Source organism: Pannonibacter sp. XCT-53 (assembly GCF_009915765.1).
GTDB lineage: Bacteria > Pseudomonadota > Alphaproteobacteria > Rhizobiales > Stappiaceae > Pannonibacter > Pannonibacter tanglangensis.
The window spans coordinates 2,755,849-2,780,710 of the sequence record NZ_JAABLQ010000001.1; the positions used below are offsets into that span (position 1 = coordinate 2,755,849).

The 24,862-nt window shown below is 68.7% G+C and carries 17 protein-coding genes; 12 read left to right on the top strand and 5 right to left on the bottom strand.

Annotated elements, in window-relative coordinates:
• Positions 1-24: 24 nt before the first annotated feature.
• From GWI72_RS12275 to GWI72_RS12285, 3 genes are all read left to right on the top strand, one after another.
• The gene (locus GWI72_RS12275; RefSeq protein WP_161708799.1) at positions 25-945 is read left to right on the top strand and encodes a DMT family transporter; all 921 of its coding nucleotides are present in this window, start codon (positions 25-27) and stop codon (positions 943-945) included.
• Positions 946-1,353: 408 nt separating this feature from the next.
• Positions 1,354-2,124: a motility protein A gene (locus GWI72_RS12280; RefSeq protein WP_161676493.1), complete on the top strand. Its 771-nt coding sequence runs from the start codon at positions 1,354-1,356 to the stop codon at positions 2,122-2,124.
• A 19-nt stretch (positions 2,125-2,143) separates the two neighbouring features.
• Positions 2,144-3,001, top strand: coding sequence for an OmpA/MotB family protein (locus tag GWI72_RS12285; protein ID WP_161676494.1), 858 nt, complete (start codon positions 2,144-2,146; stop codon positions 2,999-3,001).
• 29 nt (positions 3,002-3,030) lie between these two features.
• Here GWI72_RS12285 and GWI72_RS12290 read toward each other — a convergent pair whose 3' ends face one another.
• Positions 3,031-3,711 carry a glutathione S-transferase family protein gene (locus tag GWI72_RS12290; protein WP_161676495.1) on the bottom strand — a complete coding sequence of 227 codons (681 nt, stop codon included), beginning with the start codon at positions 3,709-3,711 and terminating at the stop codon, positions 3,031-3,033.
• Between the two features lie 39 nt (positions 3,712-3,750).
• Positions 3,751-4,629 carry a LysR substrate-binding domain-containing protein gene (locus GWI72_RS12295; RefSeq protein WP_161676496.1) on the bottom strand — a complete coding sequence of 293 codons (879 nt, stop codon included), beginning with the start codon at positions 4,627-4,629 and terminating at the stop codon, positions 3,751-3,753.
• A 394-nt stretch (positions 4,630-5,023) separates the two neighbouring features.
• On the opposite strand from GWI72_RS12295, the gene GWI72_RS12300 reads away from it, so the two are divergent.
• Entirely contained in the window at positions 5,024-5,365 is a 342-nt protein-coding gene (locus tag GWI72_RS12300; RefSeq protein WP_161676497.1) for a DUF1127 domain-containing protein, read from the top strand.
• Positions 5,366-5,592: 227 nt separating this feature from the next.
• On the opposite strand, the gene GWI72_RS12305 is transcribed toward GWI72_RS12300, so the two are convergent.
• The gene (locus tag GWI72_RS12305; protein WP_208995839.1) at positions 5,593-6,243 is read right to left on the bottom strand and encodes a TetR/AcrR family transcriptional regulator; all 651 of its coding nucleotides are present in this window, start codon (positions 6,241-6,243) and stop codon (positions 5,593-5,595) included.
• Between the two features lie 505 nt (positions 6,244-6,748).
• Between GWI72_RS12305 and GWI72_RS12310 the strand changes: the two genes are divergently transcribed.
• From GWI72_RS12310 to GWI72_RS12340, 7 genes are all read left to right on the top strand, one after another.
• Positions 6,749-7,870, top strand: coding sequence for an efflux RND transporter periplasmic adaptor subunit (locus GWI72_RS12310; protein WP_161676498.1), 1,122 nt, complete (start codon positions 6,749-6,751; stop codon positions 7,868-7,870).
• A gap of 4 nt (positions 7,871-7,874) precedes the next feature.
• Entirely contained in the window at positions 7,875-11,015 is a 3,141-nt protein-coding gene (locus tag GWI72_RS12315; RefSeq protein WP_161708800.1) for an efflux RND transporter permease subunit, read from the top strand.
• A gap of 171 nt (positions 11,016-11,186) precedes the next feature.
• Positions 11,187-11,945, top strand: a complete 759-nt coding sequence (locus tag GWI72_RS12320) for a 16S rRNA (uracil(1498)-N(3))-methyltransferase (RefSeq protein ID WP_161708801.1) — start codon at positions 11,187-11,189, stop codon at positions 11,943-11,945.
• A gap of 167 nt (positions 11,946-12,112) precedes the next feature.
• Entirely contained in the window at positions 12,113-13,486 is a 1,374-nt protein-coding gene (locus tag GWI72_RS12325) for a glutamate--cysteine ligase (RefSeq protein ID WP_161708802.1), read from the top strand.
• 181 nt (positions 13,487-13,667) lie between these two features.
• On the top strand, positions 13,668-14,570 hold the full coding sequence (locus GWI72_RS12330) for a DUF937 domain-containing protein (protein WP_161708803.1): 903 nt from the start codon (positions 13,668-13,670) through the stop codon (positions 14,568-14,570).
• A gap of 141 nt (positions 14,571-14,711) precedes the next feature.
• The gene (xseA, locus tag GWI72_RS12335) at positions 14,712-16,358 is read left to right on the top strand and encodes an exodeoxyribonuclease VII large subunit (RefSeq protein ID WP_390806622.1); all 1,647 of its coding nucleotides are present in this window, start codon (positions 14,712-14,714) and stop codon (positions 16,356-16,358) included.
• A gap of 285 nt (positions 16,359-16,643) precedes the next feature.
• The gene (locus GWI72_RS12340) at positions 16,644-17,798 is read left to right on the top strand and encodes an acyl-CoA dehydrogenase family protein (protein ID WP_161708805.1); all 1,155 of its coding nucleotides are present in this window, start codon (positions 16,644-16,646) and stop codon (positions 17,796-17,798) included.
• A gap of 70 nt (positions 17,799-17,868) precedes the next feature.
• On the opposite strand, the gene GWI72_RS12345 is transcribed toward GWI72_RS12340, so the two are convergent.
• Positions 17,869-18,399 carry a phasin gene (locus GWI72_RS12345; RefSeq protein WP_161708806.1) on the bottom strand — a complete coding sequence of 177 codons (531 nt, stop codon included), beginning with the start codon at positions 18,397-18,399 and terminating at the stop codon, positions 17,869-17,871.
• 365 nt (positions 18,400-18,764) lie between these two features.
• Positions 18,765-19,148 carry a phasin gene (locus GWI72_RS12350; protein ID WP_161676506.1) on the bottom strand — a complete coding sequence of 128 codons (384 nt, stop codon included), beginning with the start codon at positions 19,146-19,148 and terminating at the stop codon, positions 18,765-18,767.
• Positions 19,149-19,635: 487 nt separating this feature from the next.
• On the opposite strand from GWI72_RS12350, the gene GWI72_RS12355 reads away from it, so the two are divergent.
• Complete coding sequence (locus GWI72_RS12355) at positions 19,636-24,852, top strand: ATP-binding protein (protein WP_209000101.1); 5,217 nt, start codon at positions 19,636-19,638, stop codon at positions 24,850-24,852.
• Positions 24,853-24,862 lie beyond the last annotated feature (10 nt).

The following is a 24,862-nucleotide window of genomic DNA, read 5'->3' on the forward strand; positions in this document are numbered from 1 at the left end:
AAACGCGCCCGCGCGGGAGAATTCATGTCCCTGGCCACCCCCCTTTCCGACACGGGCGCCCCTCGCCTGTCCTCCACCGATCTCGGCCTCTACGGGATGACGATCTTTGCCTGGGGGTTCAGCTGGATCGCCATGAAGGGTCAGGTGGGCGACGTGCCGCCGGAGGTGTCGGTGTTCTGGCGCTTCGTGCTGGCAGCCCTTGTCATGCTCGGCTGGAGCCTTGCGGCCCGCGACCGCCTGCTCGCCTATCCGGCGGCGACGCATCTGCGCTTCGCCGGACTGGGGGCCTGCATCTTCTCGACCAACTTCACCCTGTTCTACTACGGCGCGCAGTTCCTGCCGTCGGGGCTGCTGGCGGTGGTGTTCTCGCTCGCCTCGGTGTTCAACCTGCTCCTGGCCTTCCTCATGTTCGGGCAGAAGCCGAAGGCGGTGATGGTGGGCGCGGGACTGACCGGGTTCAGCGGCATCGCGCTGATGTTCTGGCCGCAGATCATGGGTGCGGACCTGAACCTCGGGGCCGCCACCGGGCTGGCCCTCTGCGTGGCCGGTACCCTGTCCTTCTGCACCGGCAACATGATCTCGGCCTCGAACCAGAGGTCGGGGCTGGCGGTGCGTCCGGCGACGACCTGGGGCATGATCTACGGGGCCGGGTTCCTCGGCCTGTTCTGCCTGCTCCGGGGCGACAGCTTTGCCGTGCCGCTGACCCCGCTCTATCTCGGCAGCCTCGTCTATCTGGCCGTGATCGCCTCCGTCCTCGCCTTCGCGTCCTACCTGACCCTGCTCGGCCGGATCGGGTCGGCGCGGGCGGGCTATGCCACCGTCATCTTTCCGGTGGTGGCGCTGACGGTGTCGACGGTGGTGGAGAACTACACCTGGACGCTGCCGGCCCTCGCCGGCCTCGTCCTGGTGATGGCCGGCAACGTCATGATGCTGCGGGCACGCTAGCCGGACCGCAAGACTGATAAAATCAGCTTGGATCTTTTCCCTATCGGCATGACAAGCGGTTTGAGTTGAGGGTCTTCCCGGAGATCCAGTCCGGCCCGGTCGAGTAACGCCCAGAACAAGTGCCGGCACCGGCCGACCCTGTATTCAGGCATCCGGACGTATCACGATGACACAGCAACGCCAACTGCATTGAAATCGTTGCCAAGCTGCAAAGAAAAGAGGACAATCTCACCGAATTAACAAATTTTACTTACAATTAGTTCTTTGTTTGCATTAAAATTGAAAGTAAATGCGACGCCAGATTCTTTTGATCCGTGCAAGGTGTGATTAATGTTCATGGGCGTAGGCTGCCCCGACTGAAGGACAACGATGCAGCCTTCAGCGAGATGGTTACGTGCGGAGTACGCCATGGACTTTTCAACGATCATCGGCGCCGTTGTGGCGGTCGTGGTTCTGGTGTTCCTCGTGACCTACGAGGGGGATCCGATGGGCTTCCTCAACATGCATGCCGGTGTAACCATTGCCGGCGGCGTGGTGGCTGCAACCTGCATACGCTTCCCCCTGAAAGAGATCGGGACCGGCCTGAAGGCCGGACTGATGTATTCCATCTCGCACAGACGCATGCATGCCCACGAGATCATTGCGGCCTTCGACGAGATCTCCAGCCTCTACAAGCGCAAGGGCCCCGTGGCACTGGAAACCATGTCGTTCGACGATCCTTATCTTGCCAAGGCAATCCGCATGGTGGCGGACGGGTACGACAAGGATTTCATCCGGATGTCGCTGGAACTTGACCGCGACCTTGAAGCCCACCGCCTCGAGACTGGCGTGAAGGTTTACAAGTCCATCGGCGACTGCGCCCCGGCCTTCGGCATGGTCGGCACACTGATCGGCATGGTGCAGATGTTCATGAACATGTCGGACCCGACCAAGCTCGGGCCGTTCATGGCGATCGCCCTCCTTGCGACGCTCTATGGTGCGGTGCTCGCCAACTTCATCTGCATGCCCATCGCCGAGAAGCTCGAGTATCACCTGACACACGACGAGATCTCCGAGAGCATGATCATCGACGGGACCATCGCGGTCTGCGAAGCCAAGAGCCCGGCTCTCGTGCGGGAAATGCTCCAGGCCTACATGCCGCGCAAGATGCGCTCCGACGAAGCAGCAGAAGCAGCCTGACGGCTGACGGGCAAACACCATGGCGCGCAAGAAAAAACACGCCCACGGCGGGCATGGCTGGTTCGTGACCTTCGCAGACCTGATGGGTCTACTGATGTCCTTCTTCGTCGTCGTCGCCGCCTTTTCATCCCAGGACAAGGCCAAGCTGATGGCCGTGGTCGGCTCGATGCAGGAAGCCTTCGGATCGAGCAAGGATTCCCGGATGGCAGGCATGGTCGAGATCGACGGCCTGCCCGTCCGGACCAACCTGCATGACGTGGAGATCCGCCGGCCGGACGAGACCCCACCGGCTCAGGCGCAGACAAACACGGCCGAAACGCAAGACAAGGGCGAGGGCAACAGCCAGTTCGGGCTGCCGACCTCCCAGATCCAGCAGAACGGCGGCGAGCAGGACACGCGCCGATTTGCCTCGGCCGCAGCGACGTTGCGGCAAGCCCTGCAAAGCATGCCCGACATTGCCGAAGTTTCAAAACACGTGATGATGGAAGAGAGCGAGGAAGGGCTTCACATCCGGATCGTCGACCAGGACGGACGCGCCATGTTTGCCGAGGGCTCGGTCCAGCCCTCGGAAACCATCCGCATGCTCCTGAAGCGTCTGGCCCCCGTGATCGGCCAGATGCCGAACCAGGTGACGATCAGCGGCCACACCTCGCGGGCCTGGAACGCAATGCAGGCCACGGAAAACTGGCGCCTGTCTGTGAACCGGGCCATTGTCGTCAAGGAGCTGCTCGAGGAAGGCGGCGTGGCGACGGACCAGTTCATGTCGGTGACGGGAAAGTCCGACACGGAACCGCTGTTCATCAACGACCCCTTCCTCTCCGGCAACCGACGTGTGGAAATCCTGCTGATGCATTCGGCCCCGGTCTTGCCGAACTGATCCACCGCAGGCGCAACCGCCCGCGAGAATCAGCCAGCCTGGCGCAGGTCCTCGAGGATCGTTCCGGCGGCGAGGATCTCGGCCTCGTGCGGGGCGTCGCGCCAGGGTTCGGCGAGGGCGGCACGGAACCAGTCCTGCATCGCCGGCAGGTCGAGGAGCCGTGCGACATAAGCGGAAGAGGCAGGCGACAGGTCCGGGGCGTAGGTACGGGCCCGGAAGGCGACCGGGGCATAGAAGGCATCCGCCGCCGTGAAGCCCGTGCCCGCCAGGAACGGACCGCCGAAACGCGACAGACCGTCCTGCCAGAGCGCATCGATGCGCGCCCAGTCGCGCGCCACGGCCGGCGTGACGGCAGAAAGCCTGACCTTGAGGCCACAGTTCATGCTGCACATGGCGCGCAGGGCCTGGAAGCCGGAGTGCATCTCGGCCGCAACGGACCGGGCAAAGGCGCGGGCCGTGCGGTCGGCCGGCCATACTTCGGAGCGGATTTCGGCCAGATACTCGGTGATGGCCAGCGAATCCCACACCAGCCGCTCGCCATCGACCAGACAGGGCACACGCCCGGTCGGCGACAGCTCCTCGACCGCCTGCCACTCCGCACTGCGGAAGGGAACAAGCCGCTCCTCGAAGGGGATGTCGAGCACGCGCATGAGGACCCAGGGCCGCAGCGACCACGACGAATAGTTCTTGTTGCCGATGTAGAGGCGCATGTCCGTCCTTTTCCGGTCACAGCGGTCCCCCGGGGCAGGTTATTCCGCTGCCTGGGGAACCGACAGGTTGTCGAGGGAAGAAATGATGTGCTCGACCAGCGCCTCGGTGACCCGGGACCGCTGATGCCAGGACCGCATGACCGCGATCTCGCACTCGGGCAGCTTCGGAAAGCCGTCGGCCTCGCTCAGCACCCGCATGCCTGGACGCAGCGCCGATTCCGGCAGCACCGAGACGGCCAGACCGGCAAGCACCGCCGCGCCGACGGCGGTGGAGTTCCAGCTTGAGTAAAGCAGCCTGTGCTCGCGCCGCACCGAGTTCAGCGCCGCCAGCGCCGCCCGGCGCCAGTTGCAGGTGGCCCGGCCCAGCGCCAGCGGCAGCACCTCCTGGTTTTCGACCGCATGACGGGCCGAGACGACCCACAGCAAGGGCTCGCGGCGGATCACCTCGTCGCGCTGCGGCCGGTCCGGCTTCTCGACATGGGTGATGATCGCCACGTCGAGCTCGTTGGCCGACACGAGGTCGATCAGGTTCGACGTGGGCGCGCAGACCACGCTGACCTCGGCCTTGGGATTGGAGCGGGAAAACCGGGCGAGAATCTCGGGCAGGAACCGGTCGGCATAGTCATCCGGGGTGCCGAGCCGCACGAGGCCCTGCACCTCGGTCTCGTCGAAGGCGGCCAGGGTCTCGTCGTTGAGCTGGACCAGCCTGCGGGCGTAATGGAGAAGCTTCTCGCCGTCCTCGGTGAGGCGCGACATCCGGCCATCCCGGACAAAGATCGGCCGGCCGATTCGCTCCTCGAGCCGGCGCATCTGCATCGAGACCGCCGACTGGGTCTTGTAGACCACCTCGGCCGCACGGGTGAAGCTGCCATACTCGGCGATGGCGACGAATGTCCTGAGCTGATCCAGATCCAGCATTGCTCCCTCCCCTCGCGCACAGCCGCTGTCCGGGCCTCATGCGGGGCCCGCCGCAGCTCCCGAGGCCCGGCTTCCTGGGTCCCGGTTCCCGGTGCCCGGGTTCCGGCGAGCGGGTTCCGGTGAGCGGGTTCCGGCGACTGGGTTCCGGGGTCCGGCTGCTGTCCTCCCGGTCGGGCGACCACGGGCCAGGCCCCTGACACCGCTGCGGTATACAGGCCGCGTCCAGCCATATCACAAATCCTGATCAAACCCATAAGAAACATTCGTTGGATCAATTCGTGGAAGGCAGGCATCTTGATCGCATCGGAAGCGACCTCCCAGACGCGTCCGCCCTGCCAAAGCTGAAGTGCTTGTCCGGAAACATGTATTTCCGGAAACGAAGGAGATTTGTGTCATGTACGCCCTCGCCCTTGCCCCGCTGATCAGCCGGCTGTCCGGTCTCGTCGCGACCGGGTGGCGTGTATTCCGCAATCGCCGTCAGGTGGCAGAGCTGACCACCTGGTCCGACGAGCAACTGCGCGACATTGGCCTCACCCGGGGCGATGTCCGTGCCGCGATGGGGGTTCCCCTGTTCCGCGACCCGTCGTCGGTCCTGAACGAAGGCCGCTCGGCCCGTCCGGCCGGTCGTGGCGACGAGGCCCGGTCCGATCCGGCCTCCGGTGCCATGGTCATTGCCTTCGGCGACGCGGCCTCCGGCCGCAAGGCGCGTGTCCCCGCCGCGCGTCTCGCCCTCTGATCGTCCTGCCCTCTCCCAGATGCGGTGTGCCGGCCCATCCCCGCCCGGCCGCCGCAGCCCCAACCTGCAGCCCCGTCGGCGATTGCCTTGCCGACTTTGCCTGGCCCGCCTTCGTGGCGGGCCTTTTTTTTGGTGGGGCACGCACAAGAGACGGCGACAGGGCCGGATTGTCAGGAGCCAGATTGTCAGGGGCGGGGCGGGCCGTCAGGCGCCCGGTCCGGACGCGGTCAGTCCGGAAGAGATCCGTCCGGACGCGATCCGTCCGCATGACCCGGGCTGCAACAGGGCGGTGGCGCGGCGAGCAGCGCGGTCAGCAGCTCCAGGCGCCGTTCGAGCTGGCTCCGGGTGAAATGGTTGAGGCCGAACAGCTTCAGGTACCAGGCCCCCTCGACGACGAGGAAGGCCAGTTCCGCCAGTTCCGGCGTTTCACTGTCGGCCCGCAGGTCGGCCAGAAGGCGCTCGTTGTGCAGGCGCACCGGCTCAAGCAGTTCCGGTTCCTCGGCAATGGCAGCCACGAGGCCCATCGGGGACTGGGTTTCCATGCAAAGCTCGTCGGAGACGGCCATCAGATAGGCCCGGACGAGGGCATTGGGGCGGTTGTCGCGGGTCAGTTCGGCATGGGCAACCCGGATCGCCTCGGTGAGCTGGACGAGGTGACGGTCGACCATCGCCTGAAGCAGCTCGGACTTGGAGCGGAAATGGTAGAGCAGCCCCCCCTTGGAGACACCGGCACGCTCGGCCACGGCCTCCAGCGACAACCGCCGTGCCCCGTCCTGGAACACGACATCCATCGCGGCGTCGATCAGCCGCTCCCGCGTTGCCTCGCGGTTGCGCGGGCCGCGCCGGCCCGGTGCCCTGTCGCCATCTTGCGCTGTCACGCCGTCGTCGCCTTTCAAATGCAAATGTCTGTCTGCAGGATACACCCGCAAGGACCGCCGCGTCCCGCGTGGCAGGGCCCGTCCCGACCGGCCTTCCGTCTCCACCGGCAAAAAAGGCCGGGGCGGGACCGGGCAGGCCTTTCACGGGAGGCCCTGTAACGGGAGCGCCTGTTCCGGGAGGGCCTGTACCGGGCGGGGGGACCCCTGTCCAGTGCCGAAAGGCCTGCAGCCGGGCCCGGGCTTGACTTTACCGTCCAGACGGTACAGTTAGCCAGGGCAGTTTGCAGGATGCCACGACGCCGGCTGGACATCGGCCCTGCACGTCGCTAGGGCTGGTTGCAAAAGGTCCGCTCCGTGGGGGCTGCCCGGTTGTGCGGGTCCTCGCGCGGGCCCTCGCGCGGGCTGTCGTGCCGGCAGTCCTGCTCTGCTATAAAGGGCTCCCGCCCTCCCCGGGGTCCCTGTTCTGCTCTCTTGCGCGGCCAGTCGGGCCGCATGGCCAGGTTCCATGATCATTCGCCTTATCCTCGCCCTCGCTGTCGTTGCCGGTCTCGGCTACGGCGCCTACTTCTTCAACGACTTCCGGGGACAGATGATCGCGCAGTACTTTGCGCAGCCGCGCCCGCCGGTGACGGTCTCGACCGTCGAGGTGAAGCCCGAGGACTGGACGCCGGGCATTGAGTCCATCGGCACCGTGCGCGCCCGCCAGGGCGTCGACGTGCCGGCGCGGACCTCGGGCATCGTCAAGCAGATCTCCTTCACCTCCAACCAGGAGGTGACCGAGGGCATGCTGCTGGTCCAGCTCGACGACGAGACCGAGCAGGCGGACCTGATCGCGGCGAAGGCGAATGTCGAGCGCGACAGCCAGGCGCTGCGCCGCGCCTCGACCCTGAACGACCGCGGCTTCAACTCGACCCAGAACCTGGACAACGCCACCGCCGCGCTTGACGCCTCGCGCTCGCAGCTGGAGCGCGTGCAGGCGGCGATCAACCAGAAGAAGATCGTGGCGCCCTTCTCCGGCACGATCGGCATCTCGCGGATCGACGTCGGCCAGTACGTGCCGGCCGGCACGGCGATTGCCACGCTGCAGGACCTCAAGGTGATGAAGGTCGACTTCAGCGTGCCGGAACAGCAGCTGACGGAGCTGAAGATCGGCCAGCCGGTGCAGGTCGGCCTGAGCGAGGGCAGCTACACCCATGTCGGCAAGATCACCGGCATCGACCCCAAGATCGACCCGCAGTCGCGCCTGATCTCGCTGCAGGCCGAGGTGGAGAACGCCGACGGCGCGCTCTATCCGGGCCAGTTCGCCTTCGTGCGCGTGGTCCTGCCGACCGAGCCGGACGTGATCGCCCTGCCGCAGACCGCCGTGGTGCAGAGCCTTTACGGCACCTATGTCTTCAAGGTCGTCGAGGAGGCCAAGGAAGGCGACGCCAACGCCAAGCAGCTGATCGTGCGCCAGGTCTTCGTGACGACGGGCCGCCGCTTCGGGGGCCAGATCGAGGTGACCAAGGGCCTGTCCGCAGGCGACCAGATCGTCAGCGCCGGCCAGAACAAGCTCAGCGTCGGCAACACCGTGACCATCGACAACACGGTCAATCCGGCCACGGCCGAGATGAAGATCGGGGGCTGACGCGATGAATTTCTCCGAAATCTTCATCCGTCGACCGGTGCTGTCGACGGTGGTCAGTCTCCTGATCCTCCTCATGGGGGCCCAGGGCATCGTCAACATGTCGATCCGCCAGTATCCGAAGATCGAGGAAACCGTGATCACGGTGAACACGATCTTCGTCGGCGCCAGCTCGGAGCTGATCCAGGGCTTCATCACGACGCCGATCGCCAAGGCCGTCGCCTCGGCCGAGGGCGTGGACTACGTCACCTCCAAGAGCTCGCTCGGCATGTCGACGGTCACCGTCAACATGAAGCTCAACACTGACCCGGACAAGGCGCTGACCGAGGTGATCTCCAAGGTGCAGCAGGTGCGCAGCCGGCTGCCGCAGGAGGCCGAGGATCCGGTGATCCAGAAGGGCACCGGCCAGTCCTTCGCCATCATGTATCTGACCGTGCTGTCGGACGTGATGTCGCCGCAGGAAATCACCGAGTTCACCTCGCGCGTGATCCAGCCGCAGCTCTCCATCGTCGAGGGCGTCGCCGACGCCCAGATCCTCGGCGAGCAGACCTTCTCGATGCGCATCTGGATCGATCCGATCCGGCTGGCCTCGCGCAATGTCACGGCTGCGGAGGTCCTGGCCGCCATCCAGCAGGCCAACTTCCTCTCCGCCCCGGGCAAGACCGAGAACGAATACGTCGCCTACCAGATCGAGACCAAGACGACGCTGCAGTCGCCGGAGGCCTTCGAGGCCCTGCCGGTGCGCTCGGACGGCACCGATGTGGTGCGCCTGCGCGACGTGGCGCGGGTGGAGCTGGGCTCCAAGAGCACCGACACGCGCGTGTCGTTCAACGGCCAGGGCGGCATCTTCCTCGGCATCATGCCGACGCCGTCCGCCAACCCGCTGGACACCGCCCAGGGCGTGCGCGACGCGCTGCCGAAGCTGCAGGAAAACCTGCCGCAGGGCATGACCGTGACCGTGGTCTATGACTCGACCGAGTTCATCAGCGCCTCGATCGAGGAAGTGTTCAAGACCATCGCCGAGGCGGTGGTGATCGTGATCCTGGTGATCCTTTTGTTCCTCGGCTCGTTCCGGGCGGTGCTGATCCCCATCGTCACCATCCCGCTGTCGCTTGTCGGCGTGTGCTTCTTCCTCTGGGGGCTCGACTACTCGCTCAACACGCTGACGCTGCTGGCCATGGTGCTGGCCATCGGTCTCGTGGTGGACGACGCGATCGTGGTGGTGGAGAACATCCACCGGCACCTGGAAGAGGGCAAGAAGCCGCTCGATGCCGCCATTGTCGGCATGCGCGAGATCTTCGGCCCGGTCGTGGCCATGACCATCACGCTCGGCGCGGTCTATGCGCCGATCGGCTTCGCCTCCGGCCTGACCGGCGCCCTGTTCCGCGAGTTCGCCTTCACGCTGGCCGGCGCGGTGTTCATCTCCGGCTTCGTGGCGGTGACGCTGTCACCGATGATGTCCGCGCGGCTCTTGTCGGCGGAACCGACCAGGTTCCAGCACTTCGTCGACAAGATCTTCACCGGCCTTGCCAACTGGTACGGCCGGCGGCTGGAGTCCTCGCTGCGCTACAAGCCGGCAACGCTCGTGCTGGTGCTGGGCCTGATGGGCACCACCGGCTACATGTTCATGCACACCAGCTCCGAGCTGGCGCCGGACGAGGACCAGGGCGCCCTGTTCTCGGTCGTCCAGGGCCCGGAATATGCCACCTCGGACTACACCCAGCTCTACACCGACCAGTTCTATGCCCTGACGGATGACGCGCCGGGCGTGGAGGCGCGGTTCCAGATCGTCGGCATGGGCGGCACCAACTCCGCCTTCGCGATCTGGGTGCTGAAGCCGTGGGACCAGCGCGACGTGACGCAGGACCAGGTGCAGCAGAAGGTGCAGGCGGGCCTCAACCGGTCGGCCGGCGTGGAAGCCTTCGTGTTCGCCCCGCCCTCGCTGCCGGGCTCCGGCGGCGGCCTGCCGGTGCAGTTCGTGCTGCAGACGACCGGCTCGGCCGAACAGGTCTACGAGGTGTCCGAGCAGATCCGCCAGAAGGCCATGGCCACCGGCCAGTTCATCGTGGTGCAGAACTCGGCCTCCTTCGACAAGCCGCGCACGACGGTGCTGATCGACCGCGATCGCGCCGCAGCCCTGGGCGTTCCCGTCTCGGCCATCGGCCAGACGCTGAACATCCTCGTCGGCGGGGCGTCGGTGTCCAAGTTCGACCGCGACGGTCGCGCCTACGACATCATCCCGCAGGTGGGCAAGGACTTCCGCATGAACCCGGAGCTGCTGGGCGAGCTTTATGTCCGCGCCAACGGCGGGGCCATGGTGCCGCTGTCCTCGGTGGTGCGGATCCAGACCGATGCGACCGCCACCTCGATCGACCAGTTCAACCAGCTGAACTCGGCCACCCTGTCGGCCCTGCCCATGCCGGGCGTGACGACGGGCACGGCGCTGGCGACGCTGCAACGGATCGCGGCCGAGGAGATGCCGGAAGGCTTCTTCGAGGACTATGCCGGCCAGTCGCGCCTCGAGGTCAAGGAAGGCAACACGATCCTCGTCGCCTTCGCCCTCGCCGTCGTCGTCATCTACCTGGTGCTGGCAGCCCAGTTCGAGAGCTTCCGCGATCCGTTCATCATCATGATGTCGGTGCCGCTGTCGATCTTCGGCGCCATCGTGCCGCTGTTCCTGGGGGCCGGATCGCTCAACATCTACACCCAGGTGGGCATGATCACGCTGGTCGGCCTCATCACCAAGCACGGCATCCTGATGGTCGAGTTCGCCAATGCGCAGCGCGAGCTGCACGGGCGGACCAAGGCACAGGCGATCGTGGAGGCCGCGCGCGAACGCCTGCGTCCGATCCTGATGACCACCGGCGCCATGGTGCTGGGCGTCATCCCGCTGGTGATTGCCGACGGCGCAGGCGCGGCCGCGCGCTACTCGATCGGTCTGGTGATCTGCACCGGCATGTCGGTGGGCACGCTGTTCACGCTGTTCGTGGTGCCGATGTTCTACATGTACATCGGCCACTCGGACCGCGCGCATGACGAGACCGGCACGCCGGCACCCGCGTCCGCCGACAGCGGGCACGCTGCCCGGGCGGCAACGCCGGCTGACGCCCCGGACGGCGCAGCAGGCGGCGTCCCGGCCAACGCCTGACCCGACCCGGCACCGCCGCCCGCCTGCCAGCGGGCGGCGGCGGCCGTTCCGGCGCAGGCGCCGCACGGCTGGCCGGCCAGCGCCCCGCGCCTCGCCCCCCTCACCCGACCGGAGCGCCATCCCGGATCGCCGCCACCGGATGCCCCGCCCGCCAACCCGCCGTGTAGCCCGATGCCCCGATACGAGTTCCGCATGCAGCGCGTCCATGTCGACGCCCCGCTCCGCCCGGCCGAGGCCGTGACCGCCAGCAAGGACCAGGCGAACTATCTCCTGAACGTGCTGCGACTGCAGGCCGGCGACGAGGTGCTGCTGTTCAACGGCCGGGACGGCGAATGGCGGGCGACGGTCGAGACCCCGACGCGCAAGACCTGTGCGCTGGTTCCCGCCGAACAGACCCGGCCGCAACCGGCGCCGAGCGACTTCGACTATCTCTTTGCCCCGCTGAAACACGCCCGGCTCGACTACATGGTGCAGAAGGCCGTGGAAATGGGCGCCTCGCGCCTGTCGCCGGTGATCACCCGCCATACCCAGGCGGCGCGGGTCAACACGGAGCGGATGGCGGCCAATGTCGTCGAGGCGGCCGAACAATGCGGCATCCTGCAGCTGGCCGAGGTGCGCGAGCCGCGGCCGCTGGCCGACGTCATCGCGGGCTGGAGCAGGGAGGCCCCGGACCGCCAGCTGATCTTCTGCGATGAAGGCGAGGCAAGCCAGAACCCGCTTGGCCCGCTCGAGGCCCTGAAGGCGGAGGGCGCACGGCCGCTGGCGCTGCTGATCGGACCGGAGGGCGGCTTCTCGGAGGAGGAGCGGGCCCTGCTGCGCCGCCAGCCCTTCGTGACGCCGATCCCGCTCGGACCGCGCGTGCTGAGGGCCGACACGGCCGCCGTCGCCGCCTTCGCCGTGGTGCAGGCGGTGCTTGGTGACTGGAGATGATCCGGCCGCGTGACCGGAGCAGGACGACGGACCGAGTGGACTGACCCGACTGACCCGACTGACCTGACTTGCCGCGCGGTGGATCGCGCAATTGTGAAACGAGATGTTTGTTCCTGGGGCGGGGCCCCGCTATTGTGCCGCCCCACCCCGTTGCCGGAGACGCCCCCATGGCCCGCGACACCATCGATTCGACGCCGATCACCAGCGTCAAGGAACTCGCCGCCCATCTGGCCTCGGGTTCCAAGCCCAAGGACCAGTTCCGCCTGGGCACCGAGCACGAGAAGTTCGCCTTCTACACGGCGGACCTGTCGCCGGTGCCCTATGCCGGCCCGCGCGGCATCGAAGCCCTGCTGAAAGGCATGGAAGGCCTTCTGGGCTGGGAGCCGATCTCCGACAAGGGCAACATCATCGGTCTGGCCGACCCGGTCGCGGGCGGCGCCATTTCGATTGAACCGGGCGGGCAGTTCGAGCTGTCCGGCGCCCCGCTCGACACCCTGCACCAGACCTGCCGCGAGACCAACGCGCATCTGGCGCAACTGAACCAGATCGCCGAACCGCTCGGCATCGGCTTCCTCGGTCTCGGTTTCACGCCGACCTGGAGCCGCGCCGAGGTGCCGGTGATGCCGAAGTCGCGCTATGCGATCATGAGCAGCTACATGCCGAAGGTCGGTACGCTTGGCCTCGACATGATGTACCGGACCTCGACGATCCAGGTGAACCTGGACTTCGCCGACGAGGCGGACATGGTGAAGAAGATGCGCGTGAGCCTGGCGCTGCAGCCGGTGGCCACCGCGATCTTCGCCAATTCGCCGTTCACCGAGGGCAAGCCGAACGGCTTCCAGTCCTTCCGCGCGGAAATCTGGAAGGACACGGACAACCAGCGCTCCGGCCCGATCCCCTTCGCCTTCCACCAGGACTTCGGCTTCGAGGCCTATGTGAACTGGGCGATCGACGTGCCGATGTATTTCGTCAAGCGCGGCGACACCTATTTCGAGGCCACCACCACCACCTTCCGCCAGTTCATGAACGGTGCGCTGAAGGACAAGCTGCCGGACGGCCTGCCGACCATCGGCGACTGGAACAACCACCTGTCGACGCTGTTCCCGGATGTGCGGCTGAAGAAGTACCTGGAGATGCGCGGTGCGGACGGCGGCCCCTGGCGCCGGATCTGCGCCCTGCCCGCCCTGTGGGTGGGCCTGCTCTATGACGAGGGCATCCTGGAAGACGCCTGGCAGATGGTGAAAGGCTGGAGCGAGGCCGAGCGGCTGGCCCTGCGCAACGACGTGCCGATCCACGGCCTGAAGACGCCGTTCCGCAGCGGGACCGTGCTGGATCTCGCCCGGGACATGGTGGCCCTGTCGCGCGAGGGCCTGAAGCGCCGCGCCCGGCTGAACGAGGCCGGCCAGGACGAGCGGCTGCACCTCGCCTCGCTGGAAGAGGCGCTGGCGCTCGGCCAGTCGCCGGCCGACCAGATGCTGGAGCGCTATTCCGGCGTCTGGCAGGGCGACATCCGCCAGGCCTATCGCGACTACGCCTACTGAGCGGAGCCCCTGACCGGAACCGCCGGGGAGAGACGGCCCGGCGGGAGCCTTTCCGGACGGCTTCCCGGATGGCGTTCCGGGAGGCCCTCGGGGCGGGCGTCCGTGCGGTGCAAAACGGGATTTGACCGCAGGGACGCGAAAGCCGATCATGCGGAGAGAGACGATTCCGGCGCGAGGCGGCATGAGCGACGCAAGCGGACTGTTCACTTCCCTTGATCCTGCCGGGGTGGTCGAGACCATGCGCCGGCAGTTCGGTCTGGGCGACGCCGACATCAGCCGGGCCATGGGCGCGCTGCTGCCGGCGGCCTTCGCCGGCCTGAAGCACATGACGGCAGCCCCGGACGCCATGCAGGGCTTCCTCGGCTTCCTGAAGGCGCAAGCCCCGCAAGGGGGCGCCGGCGATGCCTTCTCCTTTGGACAGGGACTTGCAGGCGCGCAGGGGCTTGCAGGCACGCAGGGTCTGGCAGGCGCACAGGGTCTGGCGGGAGGACTGGGCGCAGCGCCGACGGCCTGGTTCTTCGGACCCGCCCCGATGCAGCAGGCGATTGCCGATCAGGTGGCCAAGATCACCGGCGTGCAGCAGGATGCCGTCACCGCGCTGATGCCCGTGGCCGCCACCCTGGCCACCGCCCAGGTGGCGCGGCCCTATCTGCAGGGGCAGGCGCGTGACCTGTTCGATGCCTTCATGGCCGGATATGCGCGTGGCCGGCCGAAGCCGGCCCCGACGCCGGCGGGCATGATGGCGGGCTATACCGACGCGGTGCAATCATTCTGGACCCGCTTCCTCGGGCTGGACGACAAGGCGCCGCTGGCCCCGTTCTGGCAGACGGGGACCTCCGAGACCGCCGCCGCACGGCGGCCGGCGCCGCCCGCCCGCGAGCCGGCCCCAGAAAAGGCGCCCGAAAAGACACCCGAACGGGCCTCCGGTCTGGCTCCCGATCCGGCTGCCGAGGCCGCAGGGGCGACCGTTGCCGGACCCGCGGCAATCCTGAATGACTGGTTTGCCGCCAGCCGCGCCTTCCAGGAAACCCAGATCCGGGCCATCGAGAGCGTGTTCGACTCGATCGAGGGCAAGACGGCCTGAACGAAAGACAGCCTGAGGGACGGCGGCCCGGGACGGGCGCCGACCGGCGGCCGACCGGGCTCCCGAGACACGCCCCCGACGCAGCACAGGCTTGACCGACCACCCGGACCGGGCCACCTTGGCGCCGCCTCAAGAACCGGAATCGCACGCGTGGCCGACCCGACTCCTCCCTCGAATGTCGCCGAATACTCGGTCTCCGACATTTCCTTCTCGATCAAGCGCACGCTGGAAGACACTTTCGGCTATGTGCGCGTGCGCGGGGAGCTGGGCCGCATTTCGCGCCCGGGATCGGGCCACATCTATCTCGACCTGAAGGATGACCGCTCCGTGCTGGCGGCCGTGATCTGGAAGGGCTCGGTGTCGCGGCTGAAGATCCAGCCCGAACAGGGGCTTGAGGTGATCGCCACCGGCAAGGTGACGACCTTCCCCGGCCAGTCCAAGTACCAGATGGTGATCGATGCGCTGGAGCCGGCCGGTGCAGGCGCGCTGATGGCGCTGCTGGAAGAGCGCAAGCGCAAGCTCGCCGCCGAGGGGCTGTTTGCGCCTGAGCGCAAGCGGGCGCTGCCGGCGCTGCCGCGCGTGATCGGGGTCGTCACCTCGCCGACCGGCGCGGTGATCCGCGACATCCTGCATCGCCTGGCCGACCGGTTTCCGCTGCATGTGCTGGTGTGGCCGGTGCGCGTGCAGGGCGAGACCTGCGGCGCGGAAGTGGCCAACGGCATTCGCGGCTTCAACGCGCTGGCCCCGGGCGGCGCCATCCCGCGCCCGGACCTCATCATCGTGGCGCGCGGCGGCGGGAGCCTGGAAGACCTGTGGGGCTTCAACGACGAGCAGGTGGTGCGGGCGGCTGCGGACAGCGCCATTCCGCTGATCTCGGCGGTGGGCCACGAGACCGACTGGACGCTGATCGACCTGGCCGCCGACGTGCGCGCACCGACCCCGACGGGCGCGGCAGAAATCGCCGTGCCGGTGAAGGCGGAGCTGATGGCGGCCGTCGACGACCTGTCGCGGCGGCTGAACTCCGGCCTCGTCCGGCTGGTGAGCGCGCGGCGGACGGAACTGCGCGCGGCCGCCGCCGCCCTGCCCGCCGCCCGCGATCTGCTCGCGCTGCCGCGGCAGAAGCTCGATTTCATCGGCGGCAACCTGGAGCGCGGGCTGATCGTCAACACCCGGGCGCTCAGGACACGGCTGATCAAGGCCGAGACGCTGCTGACGCCGGCCATGCTGTCGCGGCGCACGCTGCAGGCACGGGACCGGCTGACCGGGCTCGGCGACCGGCAGAGCCGCGCCCTTGGCGTCGCCGTGCGGGCGCAGGCACAGAAGCTGGAGGGCATCAGCCGCCGCCTGACGCCGCAGCCGCTGACGCGCCAGATCGGGCTGGGCACAGAGCGGCTCGACAACCTGTTCGCCCGGCTGGTGCGCGCCGCACATCAGGCCAACCAGAACCGCCGCCGGCACCTGGAGGGGCAGGAAAAGCTGCTCAAGTCCCTGTCCTACAAGGATGTCCTGGCGCGTGGCTATGCGCTGGTGCGCGACGCCGAGGGCCAGCCGGTGCGCCGCCCGGACGATGCGCCGGCCGGATCACGGATCAGCATCGAGGTGGCGGACGGCCGCTTCGACGCGGTCGTGAGCGGCGGCGGCGCCCCGGCGCCAGAGGCATCCCCGGCGCCGGAGAGCGGTGCGACCGGCAGCGGCACGGCGGATCAGGCGCCGGCACGCAAGGCCAGCCGCCCGGCCCGCCCCCGCGCGGATGCGCCGGCCTCCGGCAACCAGGGGTCCCTGTTCTGACCCGGGCCGCCGCAAGGCAGCATCGGCCCAAGTATCGGCCGCAGTGTCGGCCGCAGTGTCGGCCCCAGTATCGACCCCAGTGTCGGTCCGGGCCGGCGCTCCGCCCTTTGGCCGATGGCCCCGTGACCTTGCGCGCAGTGGACGCGAGGGCAGGCTTTCGCTAAGCCCTAACCAGATGCGGTCTGTCCCGGACGACCGCATGACCCGGCAACCCTGGCAAGACCGAACAGGCGCGGAGGTCGACACGACGGTGCGACCGCTGCCGCCGATCGGGCGGAGAGCCCCATGCATTTCGACCTGACCGAGGAACAGCAGCTCATCGCCGACACGGCCCGGCGCCTGGCCGAGGACAAGATCGCGCCCCTGGCAGAGACGCTGGACCGGGGCGAGGGCCGGGAGGCCTTTCTCGCCAACCTGCGTCTGCTGGCCGACAACGGCTTCATGGGGCTGAACGTCAGGGCCGAGCATGGCGGGACGGAAGCCGGCACCGTGGCCTTCGCGCTGGCCATCGAGGCGCTGGCCCGCGCCTGTGCCTCGACCGCCGTCACCTGCTCCGTCTCCAACATGGTCGGCGAGGTCATCCAGGCCGTCGGCAGCGACGCCCAGCGCGCCGCCTACCTGCCCCGGCTCTGCGACGGCACCTTTGCCGCCGGCGGTTTCTGCCTGACAGAGGCCGGTGCGGGATCCGACCCGGCCGGCATGCGGACGCGGGCGGTCAAGGACGGCGACAGCTATGTCCTCAACGGGGCAAAGCTCTACATCACCTCGGCCGAATATGCCGGCGTGTTCGTGGTCTGGGCCGTCACCGATCCGGAGGCCCCGAAGGGCAAGGGCATTTCCTGCTTCCTCGTCGAGGCCGGCACGCCGGGCCTCGTCATCGGCAAGGCCGAGAAGAAGATGGGCCAGACCGGCTCGGCCACCAACGAGGTGCTGTTCCAGGACTGCCGGGTGCCGGCGAGCGCGCTGATGGGGCCGGAGAACAACGGCTTCCGCACCGCGGTCGGCGAGCTGGCGGGCGGGCGTATCGGCGTCGCGTCCCTGGCGCTCGGAATTGCCCGGGCCGCCATGGACGCGGCCAAGGCCTATGCCCGCGAGCGGGAGCAGTTCGGCCAGTCGCTGGCCGACATGCAGGGCATCCAGTGGATGATCGCCGACCGGGAAACCGAGCTGGAGGCGGCGCGTCTCCTGATCCTTCAGGCCGCCTGGGCGAAGGACCAGGGCCGGCCCTTCGGCAAGGAAGCCTCGATGGCCAAGCTCTTTGCCTCGGAGGCCGCCCAGAAGGCGACCTACACGGCGCTGCAGATCCATGGCGGGGCCGGCTACATCAAGGACTATCCGCTCGAGCGGCATGCCCGCGACGCGCGCATCACCACGATCTATGAGGGCACCAGCGAGATCCAGCGGCTGATCATCGCCCGCGAGGTGTTGAAGGCGGTGTGACACAGCAAAAAGCCCCGGCGCTTGCGCACCGGGGCTGAATGTCGGGCCGGATCGGCGGCCGAGGGCCGGATCAGGCGGCCTTGAGGTCCTTGAAGGACTTCTCGACCGCGTCCTTGACCGGCGAGGTCACGTCGGAGGTCAGCTTGGTGGCGAACTCCTGCATGTCCTTGGCCTGGGCGGTCAGCGCGTCGAACTGCTGACGGGCGAAGGTGGACTGCAGCTCGATGGCTTCCGCCACGGTCTTGACGGCCATCAGGTCCTTGAAGAAGGAGAAGGTGGCATCGGTGTTGGCCTTGGCCGCGTCGATGGCCTTCAGGTTGAACTCGACGACGCCCTGACGCGAGGTCTCGAAGGTGTCCTCGAGCAGGTCGGTGGCTTCTTCGGCGGCGTTCTTGACCTTGGCATAGGCGTCGCGCGCCTGCTCGATGCCCTTCTCGGTCATTTCACGAACCACGGCGGGAACTTCGATCTTCGGCATGACAAAAGCCTCAAATTCGGGGAACGGGGACACGGCCGAGGCCGTCTTGGTGGTCTTCGGGGCAACGCGCGGCTTCTGCGCGGCCTTCGGGGCCGGGGCTTCCGGCGAAATCTCAACGCTCATGTGTCATCTCCTGCTGGGGCCGGAGCCGATCACGTGGCAATCGTCCGGCATGGGGGACGTGTCCGGCCGTGCCGCCGTCCCACCGTCATCCGCAGGGTTAATATAGGCGAGGCCGTGTTGCGTTGCAACATTATTTTGCAGTGCACAATAAAAAGTAACGCAGGGTCATCGCGCAAAGCCGGGGCCAGACGCGTAAAATGCCTATACGTCAACGGCTTGTCCGGATGGCTGCAGAGCGGCGGGGCGCCGCGTGCCGGACCATCCGGTCCTGCCCATGTCACGGCGCACGGGCAGGACGATCCGCCGGGCCCCCCTCGCCCGGACCAAGGGGCCGAAGGGTCAGACGGCGCGGACGGAGAGGACGGTCAGTCCTTGACCGCGCGCGCGGCGTCCTGGGCAGCGCGGGTGGCCGAGTCGCTGATCTCGCGGGCCTGCTCGCCCAGCTGCTCCATCTGGCGGCGCAGATAGTCCTGCTGCAGCTTCATCATCTCGTCCATGTCCTTGGCGCGGACCATCTGCTGGGCGAAACGGAAGGCGGCATCGACATGCTCCTCGGCATAGCCGAGGGCCTTGCGGTTGATGTCGGCCGCACCGGACTGGACCGCAGAGGTCGAGCCCTCGACATTGGACACGGCCTTCTGGGTGACGGACATGAAGTCATCGAAGGCCTTGCGGGCCTGATCGACGCTCTTTTCCGCGAAATCGCGCATCTGCTCGGGTATCTCGAAACCGCTCTTGTCTGCAGCCATTCCCGCACTCCCCGTCCTGATGACCCTGCCCTGATGGCCCTGCCCTAATGACCCGGCCCAGATGACCCGGCCCTGGTGCCCCGCCCTGCGGCCCGCGCCAGACTGGCGGACGCAGGATGACCGGCGCATGACGCTCCGCTGCGGTCGTGCCATCGGCCGGGGCTCACCGGAAATTGGTACCATGGGCCTGCCGGGACAGCAATCGCCGCCGGCCGCCGGGATCCTGGCGCCGGGCTCCGGAAACGCCGTCGCAACCTGTTCCGGAACACCGGGCAAAACTGCCGGGTCGTTCAAAAAAACCCTTTCAGATTAACCACAAGGCAAGCCCGTGTCTGGCATGGCAGCGCCGAACGTGGACGCCTTCGGGCTTTGGCAGTATTAACTTGGTGTTTACCGGCCGGCGGGCTGCGGCTGCCGTCCGACCTGGCCTCTGCGCACGGGGGTGCGGCAGGACCGGACGAGACACCGGAGCGGCGGAGGGAACCCGATGGACCAGCACCTGACGACTTTCCTGGCGCTCAGCGCCCATGCCGACCTGGCGCCGCTGATCGCCGCAGACCGGCCAGCCTGGCTCTGGGCCGCCACCGGCGACCGGATCCTGTGGGCCAATGCCGCCGGCGCTGCCTTTTTCGACGCCCGCTCGCCACAGGACCTGGCCAGCCTGCCGGGCCTGGACCGCGCCCAGGCCCGACCGCATCTGGCCCGCATCGCCACGCAGGGCCCGACCGACAGGCCAAGCCTGGAACGGCTGCGCTTCTACAAGGGCCTCAAGGTGGTGCTGTTCACCTGCCAGTGCCGCCGCTTGCGGTTTGCCTCCGGCGACAGCGCAGCCCTGATCGTCGCGGGGGATGGCCCGGTGCGGGCCGAGCGGCCGGATGCCGACTTCCTGGCGCTGGTGGCCGCCGCCGCGCCGGACATGATCCTGGCGCTGAGCGACGGCAGGGGACAGGTGCTCGCCCGGGCCGGCGAAGGAGCGGCTGCCCTGCCGGCGCATGTGCCGCCCACCGACGAGGTTCTCACCCTCTCGGGCCGGCTGCATCCCCTCATCCGCCTGCCGCTGGGACAGGCGCGCGCCTTGCTGATCCTCGATGCGGACACCGGGCAGGACGGCGCCGCGCCGGCCGAAGGCGTGCAGGCCGCCGCCGTGGACGTCCCGCTGCGCGAGGACGCAGAGCGGGAGACGCCCGGAGAGGCCGTGACGGTGTCGGCCCCGGCGCCGACTGACGCGAGCGGGCCCGAACCGACCGCCGTGCTTGCCCATGACCTTGCGGCCAGCCCGCTGCAGCCGGCCGCGAGCCCGCTGGCGCCGGAAACGGCCGCTGCGGTCGTCCTTGCCCCAGGGACCGTCCTTGCCCCGGGGACCGACCTTGCACCGGGGACCGACCTTGCGCCGGACATGACATTCGAGGCCCCGCAGGCTGCCGCACCCGACACGGCCCAGCCGGACGGCACGCCGCTGCCGGCTGACGGACTGACGGCAGCTGGTCCCCTCACACCCGTGACGGCCGACACGCTTGCGCCGGTGACGGAGGATGTGGCGACGGAGGATGTGGCGGCGGCGGTCGAGGCGGCGGAGCCGGAACGGGCGGCTGCAGGATCGGCAGCCGGCGCGGCGAGCGGCGGAGCAAGCCTCGCCAGCCGCGACCGGCCGGTGCGCTTTGCCTGGCAGATGGACGTCGACCAGCGCTTCACCTTCCTGTCGCCCGAGTTTGCCGATGTGCTGGGCAGCCGCGCGGCCGACATCGTGGGCCTCACCTGGGGCGAGGTGGCCGAGCGGTTCGACCTTGACCCGCGTGGCAGCATCGCGCGTGCCCTGTCGCGGCGGGACACCTGGAGCGGCAAGACCGTCAACTGGCCTGTTCCCGGCGCGGGCCTGCGCGTTCCGGTGGACATGGCCGCGCTGCCCGCCTTCGACCGCAAGCGCGTGTTCGAGGGCTATCGCGGCTTTGGCGTCATTCGTCCGGCCGACGCGCTGGAGGATGAGGAGCTGCCGCTGGCCGATGCGGACGCCGACCCGGAGACGGCGACGGCAGAACCGAACCCGGCCGGCCCGGCCGGACTGCCGCCTGCGGCGGATGTGCCGACCACGACGGAGCGCACAGAGGCGGCCGGACCGCTGAGCGCGGCCGCAGGCATGGCGGCAGACCTTGCCGCAATCGCGCAGGCGGATGTGGAGACGAAACCGGGCCAAGACCGGGATCAGGATCAGGATCAGGACCAGGACCGGGCCGACGGTGAGGGTTCCGATGGAGCCGGCGTCCCCGGGACGGCCCTGAGCGGGAGCGGACCTGCGACCCCGGCAGCCGGCGCGACCGTGCGGACGGAGGGCGCCGGCGACGCGGCGACACCGCCGGAGACGGCTGCGATTGCGGCCGTGGCAGCACCGCTGGATGAGCCTGCCGGCCCAACGTTGGTGAGCACAGGGGCGCAAGACACGGGCACGGAAGATACGGGCACGGGAGATACAGGCACGGGAGATACAGGCACGGGGAGCGCGACGACGGTGGCGGTCGCCGGGCCGGTCGCCTCGGCCACCCGTTCCGATCCGCCGGCCCAGGTGATGAGTGCGACGGTTGCCGCGCTGGTCGCCGGCGTGCAGGCGGCCACGAGCGCCCGGTCGGCCCCGCCGGTCGCGCCGGACACGGTCGCGCCAGCCCCGGTTGCGCCGGACACGGTTGCGCCGGAGACCCTGACCCCCGAGACGCTTGCGCCGGACCCGGTTGCGCTGGAGACACAGGCCGAAGAGACGTCGCACGCCTTTGCCGCCGCCCTGCTCGAGCAGACCGCGGAGCTCGCCGGAGGCGAGGTCCCCGGGACAGCCGGCAAGGCCGAGCCTGCCGCCGCCGCCACGCCCGCGGCCGCCGAGCCTGTGGCTGTCACGCCGGGCGATGCAGCGCCGCTGAGCGCGCCGGCCGCCTCGTGGCTGGAAGACCTCAAGGCGACCTCGACGCTGAAACGCAAGCCGGAGGGTGACCTGTTCGACACCGATCCGGCCGCAGCGCCCCGGCCGGCCGCAGGCAGCGGACAGGTGGGCATTGCCTCGGACAAGCCGCTTCCGCCCAAGGAGATCGAGAAGGCCGTGCGCACGCTGGCCCGGGAGTTCGATGCCGTGCTGGAGCGTCGCGCCGCGCGGCAGGCCGCGGACAACGCGCCGCAGCGCGGTTACTGCGAAGCACCGGCTCCGGCCCCCGAAGCCTCGCGGCCGACCGACAGCGCAGACGCTGCGCCGGCCGCCGCCGAAGCGCGGATTGACGTTCCGGGTACGTCCCTGCCCGACGCTGATGTGCAAGCGCCTGCGGACGCGCCGGGTCTGGATGCCCCGGTTCTGGAGAGCCCGGTTCTGGAGAGCCCGGTCATCGACGCACAGCTCGAGGACGCTCCGGTGGAGACTGCTCCGGCTGAGGTTGCTCAGGCTGAGTTTGCTCCGGCTGAGTTTGCTCCGGTGCATGACGGGACCGACCAGCTGGCGGAGGCCCGGGTCGCCCGCCTGACCGGGGCGGACGGCAGCACGCCGGAGACCGGCCCGGACGCCGCGGCCACGGGCGTGGCCCCCGGTGCGGCCCTTGTCGCGGCTCCAGTTGCGGCCCCTGTCATGGCCCTTGTCGCGGCCGCGCTGCAGGCAGGCGACAACGGGGCGGCCCTGCCCGATGCCCTGTCCGATGCCATGTCCGATACCCTGCCCGAAACGCTCTCCGAAGCCCTGCCCGAGCCCCAGCCCGTGCCGGATGCGCCGGCTGCGAGCCTCGCCGACACGCGGTCCGAAGCGTCCGCCGACATGGCCGGTGCCGGGACGCCGGAGCTGCCGGCAGAGGGTGCGGCTCACGTGGCCGAGATCCCGGAGCACGAGCCCGAGAGCGGGCCAGAGACTGAGAACGAGACTGAGAACGAGACTGGGCCAGAGATCGCGCCAGAGATTGCGCCGGCGACCGGGCGTGAGACGGAGCGTGAGCGTGGGACAGGGCGTCGGGCGGAAGGCCAGGTGGTGCCCTTCACCGGTCCGGGCGGCACCCATGTGCCGCGGCTGGTGCCGGTGGACACGTCCAGGCTGACCAAGCCGGAACGGGCCGCCTTCCGCAAGATTGCCGAGGCGCTCGGGGCCCGGCTCGAAGGCGACTTCGAGGAGGAGGAGGACGAGGCCCCCGCTGCTCTGCTCCAGCCGGACCCGGCCGCCGCGGCGGCGGCACCGGCCGAACCGCAGCGCCCGGTGGCCCCGCCGGCCGAGCCGATCGATCCCCGGCTTCTTGACCGGTTGCCGATCGGCATCGGCATCGTGCGCGACCGCGAGGTGCTCTATGCCAACGAGACGCTGCTGGCGCTGCTTGGCTATCCGCACATCGAGGCGCTGGAGGAGGCGGGCGGCTTCGAGGCCATGTTCGTCGATCCGGAGCACCTGCCGGGCGACCGGCTGGAAGGCACCATCGACGAGGCGATGATCCTGCGCCGGGCCAACGGCCGGCTCTCGCCGGTCGATGCGCGCATGCACACCGTGCCGTGGAACGGCGGACGCGGGCTGATGGTCTCCATCGTCGAGCGGCCGCAGCCGGTGGCAGCCCCCTCGCCCGACACGGACCTGGCGCTGTCGCTGGCGCGCGAGCAGATCGCCGAGATGGACACCATCCTGGAGACCGCGACGGACGGCGTGCTGCTGCTCGACCGGTTCGGCACGATCCTCAAGGCCAACGGGTCGGCCGAGGCGCTGTTCGGCGCGGCACGGCCGGATCTGGTCGGCGCGCCGCTGACGGCCTATCTCGCCCCGGAAAGCCACCGCTCGGCCCTGGACTATCTCGACGGGCTGGCCCGCAACGGCGTCGCCAGCGTGCTCAATGATGGCCGCGAGGTGATCGGGCAGGTGTCGTCCGGCGGGCTGATCCCGCTGTTCATGACCATCGGCCGGCTCGGCTCCGGCGAGGGGCTGAAGTTCTGCGCGGTGCTGCGCGACATCACCCAGTGGAAGGCAGCCGAAGAGGAGCTGACCAAGGCCAAGCGGCAGGCGGAGAACGCCAGCTCGCAGAAGTCCGATTTCCTGGCCAAGATCAGCCACGAGATCCGCACGCCGCTCAACGCCATCATCGGCTTCTCGGAGGTGATGATCGAGGAGCGCTTCGGCGCCATCGGCAACGAGCGCTACAAGGAATACCTCAAGGACATCCGCACCTCCGGCTCGCACATCATGAGCCTGATCAACGACTTGCTCGACCTGTCGAAGATCGAGGCGGGCAAGCTGGACCTGACCTTCGAGGCGGTGTCGGCGAACGACATCGTGCGCGAATGCGTGGCCCTGATGCAGCCGCAGGCCAACCGGGAGCGGGTGATCATCCGCGCCAGCCTGCCCGGCACCGTGCCCCATGTGGTGGCGGACCTGCGCTCGCTGCGCCAGATCGTGCTGAACCTCCTGTCCAACGCGATCAAGTTCAACAAGTCGGGCGGACAGGTGATCGTCTCCACGGCGCTGGAGACGAGCGGCGAGGTGGTGCTGCGGGTGCGCGACACGGGCACGGGCATGAACGCCAAGGACCTGGCGGCAGCGCTCGAACCCTTCCGTCAGGTCCACACCGCCCGTCATGGCGGCGGCACCGGCCTCGGCCTCCCGCTGACCAAGGCGCTGGTGGAGGCCAACCGCGCCGGCTTCAAGATCGACAGCGTGCCGGACCAGGGCACGCTGGTGGAGATCACCTTCCCGCCGCAGCGCGTGCTGGCGGAATGAGGACCGGGCT